Genomic DNA, 7,434 nt, shown 5'->3' on the forward strand with positions numbered 1-7,434 from the left:
ATGGATGGCGGCGGCGTGGATCAGGATGGTGATCGGGCCGACCTCTGCCTCGACCCTGCGGGCCAGATCGCGCATGGCTTGGGCGTCGGTGACGTCGCCCTGCAGCGTCTGGAACAGCCCCTCGGCCGGGCGGTGCTTGCGTGAGATGCCGCGGACCGTCACGCCGTGCGACGACAGCTGCCGCGCAAGTGCCTGACCCAGGCCCGTGCTGCTTCCGGTGATGACGGCGACTTGGGTCATGGCGCGGCCTTCAGGCGTTTCGCCATGGCATCGGCGACCCGCAAGGCGTTCGCCACGATGGTCATGCCCGGGTTCACCCCGGTCGAACTGGGCATGAAGCTTGCATCGGCCACGAACAGGTTGTCCAGGTCATGCGCCCTGCAATCGCGGTCCAGAACGCCCCGGCGCGGGTCGTCCGAAAAGCGCAGCGTGCCGCAGGGATGGGCGACGTTCAGCTCCGGCGCATGGCTGAGCCACAGCGACCGCACCCCACGCAGGCGCCGCTTCAGCAGCTTGCGGAACCGCGACCGACGCGCCAGCAGCTCGTCTGACATGCGGTATTCATAGATGATCGTGTCAGGGCGGGCGGGGTCGTGGCGGACGCGGTTATCCTCATCCGGCAGATCCTCCAGGATGCCGGCAAAGACGCGGGCATCGCCCAGCACCTTAGCCGCGGTCAGCGCGGGCAGGCGCAGCAGTTCGTACCCGATCCGCAGGTGGCGCAGGGGCGAGGCCTGATAGCGCTGGCGCAGCACATAGAGGATGTTGCCGTAATCGGCGGGCAGGCCCAGGGACTGGAACAGCCCCATTCGGTGCGGCCCGTCCCGATACAGGTCGCGCAGCGAGAAGGTCTTGAGCGGGCCCGGCGCGCTGACGGGTGCGTTGCGCGGCGGCCAGATGGCGATGCGTTCGTTGATGTGGAACATCAGCCCCCGCCCGACCAAGCCGCTGGAATTGCCGCAACCCTCGGGCCAGTAATCGGTGGTCGAGGCAAGCAGCAGGCGCGGCGACGACAGGCTGCCCCCGGCAAGCACGAAGGCCCGCGCCGACAGCAGATGCTCGACCCCGGCGCGGCGCACGCGCAGGTGGGTGACGGTCCCGGCATCGCCCTGCAGCGACAGGGCATCGGTGCTGTCCAGCACCGCGGCGCGGCCGGTGGCCAGGGCGGGCAGCACGCCCGCCGACCGGCCGTCCATCTTGCAGTCGCGGGGGCATTTGCGGCCAATGCATTCGCGACACCCCTCCAGCTGGCGGATGCCCAGATGCGCGCGATAGGGGTGCAGTCCCGCCTTTGTCAGCGCCTGGCCCAAGGCCTCGTCGCGCCCGGCAAGGGGACGCGGGGCGGCCAGGGGGGCTGCCGGTTCGCCCAAAGGGTCCTGACTGCCGTTGACGGCCATCACGTCGCGCGCACGGTCGTACCAAGGCGCAAATTCGTCATATCCGACGGGCCAGCCACCGGTCGGGTGCGGCAGGTCCGGGACCGATTCCATGTCATGGCGCTCGGGCTGTTCCATCGCCGCGGCGTAGAAGACCGAGGTGCCGCCGACCCCCACGCCCTGCGCGCCCCAACCGACCGAGGTGTCACCGTCGACAGTCGATTCCACCGGGACCGGCCAGCACCCGAACATCTGCCGCGCAAAGGGGTCGTCATAATCGCATTCCTGGCCGTTCTCGGCCAGGCGCGGGCTGCTGGAACCTTTTTCCACGAACAACACCGATAGGCCGGCCTCGGCCAAGGCACGGCCGCACAGGCCGCCGCCAAGCCCGGCACCGACGATGATGACGTCCCAGGATCTGTTCAGGATATCGTCCACGTGCCCTCGACAGTCTGGGATGGGAAAGGCCGGGGGCCGGGGGGCCGCCACAGGGCAAGTCTGCCCCAGGATCGCCCCATGCGCCACCACCGCGAACGCCGCACTATCCGTATGCGCCTGTAAGATCATCCGATCACCGTCTTCATCGCGCGGCTGGCGGCCGGGGCAGGCGCCGTCTTGCCCGCGGTCACAGGCATGCCGCGCGCGGCCAGCCCGGCCAGAGCACCGGCGCTGATCCAGGTCAGGGGTGTGACAGTCGCGTTGGGGATCAGGTCCACCAGGCTTGCCGCCATGATCAGCGCCAATCCGGCGGTCCAGCGGTCGACCGGACCCGACCGCGTGGCCAGCCACAGGCGGATCACCGACCCGCACAGCAGACCAAAGATCGACAGATAGCCCACGATACCGCTGATAGTCATCACCACCACCCAATATCCGTCGCTGACGCTGGTGAACTGCCCCGAGATCGGATCGACCTCCAGGTTGCGGCCCCACCCGCCCCAGCCCGCCAGCGGCTTTTGCGAGGCGCGGTCCAGCAGGACCTGTTCGTTCATGAACCGGAACTCGAGCGACCGCCCGCGTTCGCCGTCCATCGACAGCGCAAAGTCGCGAATCATATCGGTCGGCATCACGCCCAGCCACAGGCCAAGCGGGTAGATCATCACCACACCCGCCAGAACCGCGGCGATCCGGACCTGCAGGCGCGGCGGTGTCATCAGGACCATAGGCACCAGCAGCAGCCCATAGATGATCGACGCCGCGCTTTTGCACAGCACCAGCACCACCAGCAGATAGGCCAACACGGCGATGTTGCGCGTCCGGGCCTGCGCGTTGCCGTCGCGCAGCGCCACGGCGGCGCAGATGACCCCGGTCACGACAAGGATCGCGACCCACAGCCCGTGTTCCAGAAACACCATGGGCCGGAAGCCGCCATAGCGGATCGTCTGACTGAAATCATGGGCGAAAAAGCCGTAGATCCAGACGTTCAGCTGCGGGCTGACCCTGATCTCCAGCAGCATCGGAATGGAATAGGCCAGCGTTGCCAGCGTCAGGGCCACCATCCATGCCCGGATTCCATCGGTCGATGACAGGACCAGGTATCCCAGCAGGAACGGCACCAGCGTCAGCCCGGTGTTGATGGTGCCGTTCAGTGCGTCGAACAGCCCCAGGCCGGGGCGAAAGGTGATCCCTTCGATCAGCGGTTCGGGGTTGGTGGCCACCGTCAGCGTCGGGGTGACCAGGGCCAGAACGGTCAGGGTGACGACCCAACCCTCCAGCCGGATCCAGGGCATGGGAAAGCGGTCACGGAACATCGCCGCCCCCAGCAGCGCCGACAGGGCCGGGATCGCGTGCTTGTCCAGCGGCGGCAGCAGCGGCAGGTCGATTCCCACCACCGGCGGCAGCAGCAGATAGCCCAGCAGCGGCACCCAGATCAGCGCCTGGCGGGGCGTCAGCCGCGAGAACAGCATCGCCGCCACGGCTGGCCACGCTGCCAACATGATCAGCGACAGACTGTTGCCCATGTCTTCTCCCAGCTTGAAAGTCACGCTTAAGGGGAACGATGACGTGAATCCACAGGAATTAGTGTAAATTCCCATGCAACATCCCGTCACCTTTGATAATCATCCCGTTGTAAGGTTTCAGTGGTGGACCACAGAGCGCACTCTGCGCAGGGTTGTGGTCCGGAAGAACAAGGAAGACGGGCTTGACCGATACGCCGATCAACATGCGTGACATCGCCATCGTGGGCTTTGGGGTCGATCTTCCCGGCGCGTCCGACCCCCAGCAGTACTGGCAGAACCTGCGCGACGGGGTCGAATCGATCATCCACCTGACACCTGAGGAGCTGCGCGCCGCCGGGGAAAAGGAATCGCGGATCAGCCACCCCGAATACGTTCCCTTTGCCGCGCGGCTTGACGGGTTCGACCATTTCGACGCGGAATTCTTTGGCCTCAGCCCCAAGGACGCGGCGGTGATGGACCCCCAGCACCGCAAGTTCCTGGAGACCTGCTGGCATGCGCTGGACCATGCCGGGCACCGGCCCGACAGTCTGGGCGCGGTCGGGGTCTGGGCCGGTTGCGGGATGGGCAGCTATTTCTCGGTCAACATCTGCTCGAACCGCGACCTGGTCGAGGAAACGGGCATGTTCCTGCTGCGCCATACCGGCAACGACAAGGATTTCCTGTCCACCCGCGTCAGCCACATCTTCGATCTGCGCGGGCCAAGCGTGTCGGTGCAGACGGCATGCTCCACATCTTTGGTGGCGGTCCATTCGGCCTGCCAGGCGCTGCTGTCGGGCGATTGCGACGCGGCCCTTGCCGGGGGCGTCACGATCGAACTGCCGCAGGGGCGCGGATATATCTACAAACCGAACGAGATCCTGTCGCCGGATGGCCATTGCCGCGCCTTCGATCACCGCAGCCAAGGCACGGTGTTCGGCAGCGGCGCGGCGGTCGTGCTGCTGCGCCGCCTGTCGGACGCCATTGCGGACGGCGATCACATCTGGGCGGTGATCCGGGGCAGCGCGATCAACAATGATGGCTCGGCCAAGGCCGGCTATCTGGCCCCCTCGGTCGAGGGTCAGGCGGCGGCCATGGCCGAGGCGCATCTGATCGCGGGGGTCGACCCCTCGACCATCGATTACGTCGAATGCCACGGTACCGGCACCAGCCTTGGCGACCCGATCGAGGTTGCGGCCCTGGCCGAGGCCTTTGCCTTGGGTCAGGGCGGCGGCCGGACCGGCATCGGGTCGGTCAAGACGAATATCGGCCATACCGACACCGCCGCGGGGACCGCCGGACTGATCAAGGTCGCGCTGTCGCTGCACCACCGCGAAATCCCGCCTAGCCTGGGATACGAGGCGCCGAACCCGGTCATCGATTTCGAGTCGACCCCCTTCCACGTGGTCGCCGCGCGAGAGCCATGGCCCGCGCATCCGGGCCGTCCGGCTCGGGCCGCGGTGAACTCGCTTGGCGTGGGCGGCACCAACGCGCATGTCGTGGTCGAGGAGGCCCCCCCTGCCCCGGCGTCCGAACCCTCCGACTGGCCGGTCCAGCCGCTGATCGTGTCGGGCCGCACGCGTGCCGCGCTGGATGCCAACGCGGCGGCGCTGGCCGCGTGGCTGCGTGCTCATCCCGATGCCAACCTGGCCGATGTGGGCTTTACCCTGCAGCAGGGGCGCAAGCTGTTCGACAAGCGCCGCGTGCTGGTCGCCACCGACGCGACCGAAGCCGCCGAGCTGCTGGAGACCGGCAACACGCGCCGGGTCTTCAACCACGACCGGATGACGGCGGCACCCAAGCCCGCCTTCCTGTTCCCCGGCGGCGGCGCGCAATCGATCCACATGGCCCGCGGCCTCTACGAGACCGAGCCCGTCTTCCGCGACTGGATGGACCGCGGCCTGACCGTTCTGGAACGCCTGACCGACCGCGACCCCCGCGCGCTGTGGCTGCCCGAACCCGGCCAGGAACAGGCCGCGACCGAGGCGTTGAACCGCCCCTCGGTCCAGCTGCCGCTGATCATGATCGTCGAATACGCGCTGGCGCAGCTGTGGATCAGCTGGGGCGTCGTGCCGCAGGCGCTGGCCGGTCATTCGATGGGCGAAAACACCGCCGCCTGTCTGGCCGGGGTGATCGGGTTCGACGACTGCATCGCGCTGGTGGAACTGCGCGGGCGGCTGTTCGACCGCATCGCACCGGGCGGCATGCTCAGCGTGCCGCTGCCCGCAGCAGAGCTGATGGCCGAGGCGGGCGACGACCTGGACCTGGCCTGCGACAACGCCCCCGGCCTGTCGGTGGTGTCCGGCCCCCGCGACCGGATCGACGCGCTGCAGGCGACGCTGGTCGCGCGCGGCATCGACTGTCAGCGCGTGGCCATCGACATCGCCGCCCATTCGCGGATGCTGGAACCGATCCTGCCGGAATTCGAGGCGTTTTTGCGCAGCATCCCTCTGTCCGCGCCGCGGATCCCGATCCTGTCGAACCGTACCGGCACCTGGATGACCGACGCGCAGGCCACCGATCCGCGCTATTGGGTCGACCACCTGCGCCACCATGTCGATTTCGCAGGCTGCATCGCGACGCTGCGCGAGGACCCTGCGCGCCTGTTCGTCGAGGTCGGTCCCGGCCGCGCCATGTCGGCGCTGGCGCAGGCCAACGGCGCGGCGCCCGACCGGGTGATCAGCACCCTGCGCCATCCCGACCATGCGATCGACGACGACGCGTTCTTCCTGAACGCATTCGCACGCCTGTCGGCCACGGGGCTGGCGCTGGACTGGTCGCCGATCTGGGGCGAGGGTCGCCGCCGCGTGCCGCTTCCCGGCTATGTCTTTCAAAGCAAGCGCTATTTCATCGAACCGGCATCGTCCGACGCGTCCTATGCCACGACCGACGACGCGCCGCTGGCCATCCCGGAATCGCAGGGCTGGGCATGGCGTCCGTCGTGGCGGCTGTCCGCGCCCGATATCGAACTGGGCGCCGACGGCCGCCCGCACGCCGCCGCCGAACGCTGGCTGATCCTGGCGGATGAGACGGGCCTTGCGACCCGCGTCGGCGCGCAGTTGCGCGATGCAGGACACGAGGTGATCTGGCTGCGACCGGGCGACTGTTTCGCGCAGACGGGCGAATCCGATTTCATCGTCGCGCCCGAAAACGGCGCATCGGATTTCGAGCTGCTGATCGCGGCGCTGGTGGCGCAGAACCGGCTGCCGCAGCGGATCGTCAGCTTCTGGCTGGTGCCCGATGCCGGACGGCAGGGCGCGCGGGCGGGCTTCAGCGCCTTCCACCGGCATCTGGAACAGGGGTTCAACACCGCGCTGCACCTGATCCGGGCGCTGGCGAACGAGGGTGGCGGGCAGGAAATCGATTTCGTGGCCATCACTTCGGACGCGGCACGCGTGGGGTCCGAACGGATCGAGGCGCCGGAAAAGGCCACCATCCTGGGGCCGCTGGCCGTGGGCATGCGCGAATTCCCGTGGCTGTCGGCGCGCAGCATCGACGTGCAGACGCGCGGCGATCAGACCGCGCTGGCCCATCGCCTGGTCGAGGATCTGCTGGACCCGGCACCCCCGGCCCGCGCCGCATGGCGCGACGGACGCCGGCTGGCGCGCCATCTGGTGCCCGCATCGCTGCCCGCGCCGGACGCCGCGCCGACATTCGGTCCGGGGCGGACGGTGCTGATCACCGGCGGCTTGGGCGGCATCGCGCTGACCCTGGCGCGCCATATCAGTGCCCAAGGCGCGGCGGTGGCATTGCTGACGCGCCGTCCCCTGCCCCCCGAGGATGAATGGGACGCCCGCATCGCGGCCGATCACAACCATCGTCAGTCCCGCCAGATGGCCGCCCTGCGCGACCTGCGCGCGGCCGGCGCGACCATCGCGGTCGAGGCCGCGGACGTCACCGATGCCGAGGCGCTGTCGCGCGCCGTGGCCGCCCTGCGCACAAAGCTCGGTCCGATCACCGACCTGATCCACGCCGCGGGGGTGGTCGACGACGCGCCGATGCTGGCCAAGTCCAGCGCCGGGATCGAGGATGTGCTGGCCCCCAAGGTCCACGGCACCCGCAACCTGGCGATGGTGCTGGCGTCGCATCCGGTCCAGCGCACCGTGCTGTTCTCGTCGACC

General features: G+C 68.5%; 4 protein-coding genes. 1 reads left to right on the forward strand and 3 read right to left on the reverse strand.

The window, feature by feature from the left end; all coding sequences use genetic code 11:
* The 3 genes from TY51_RS19705 to TY51_RS19715 form a co-directional block, all read right to left on the reverse strand.
* Positions 1–240 (reverse strand): SDR family NAD(P)-dependent oxidoreductase (locus tag TY51_RS19705; protein WP_042253021.1); only part of this gene is annotated, 240 nt, incomplete at its 3' end.
* A complete protein-coding gene (locus TY51_RS19710; protein WP_042253023.1) occupies positions 237–1,814 on the reverse strand; it encodes a GMC oxidoreductase in 1,578 nt (525 codons plus the stop codon). The genes TY51_RS19705 and TY51_RS19710, both read right to left, overlap by 4 nt.
* A 125-nt stretch (positions 1,815–1,939) precedes the next feature.
* The gene (locus tag TY51_RS19715) at positions 1,940–3,337 is read right to left on the reverse strand and encodes a hypothetical protein (protein WP_042253024.1); all 1,398 of its coding nucleotides are present in this window, start codon (positions 3,335–3,337) and stop codon (positions 1,940–1,942) included.
* Positions 3,338–3,519: 182 nt separating this feature from the next.
* Here TY51_RS19715 and TY51_RS19720 point away from each other — a divergent pair.
* Positions 3,520–7,434: type I polyketide synthase (locus TY51_RS19720; RefSeq protein ID WP_156118143.1), on the forward strand; the 3,915-nt coding region annotated here is incomplete at its 3' end.

Source organism: Paracoccus sp. PAMC 22219 (assembly GCF_000787695.1).
Lineage (GTDB): Bacteria > Pseudomonadota > Alphaproteobacteria > Rhodobacterales > Rhodobacteraceae > Paracoccus.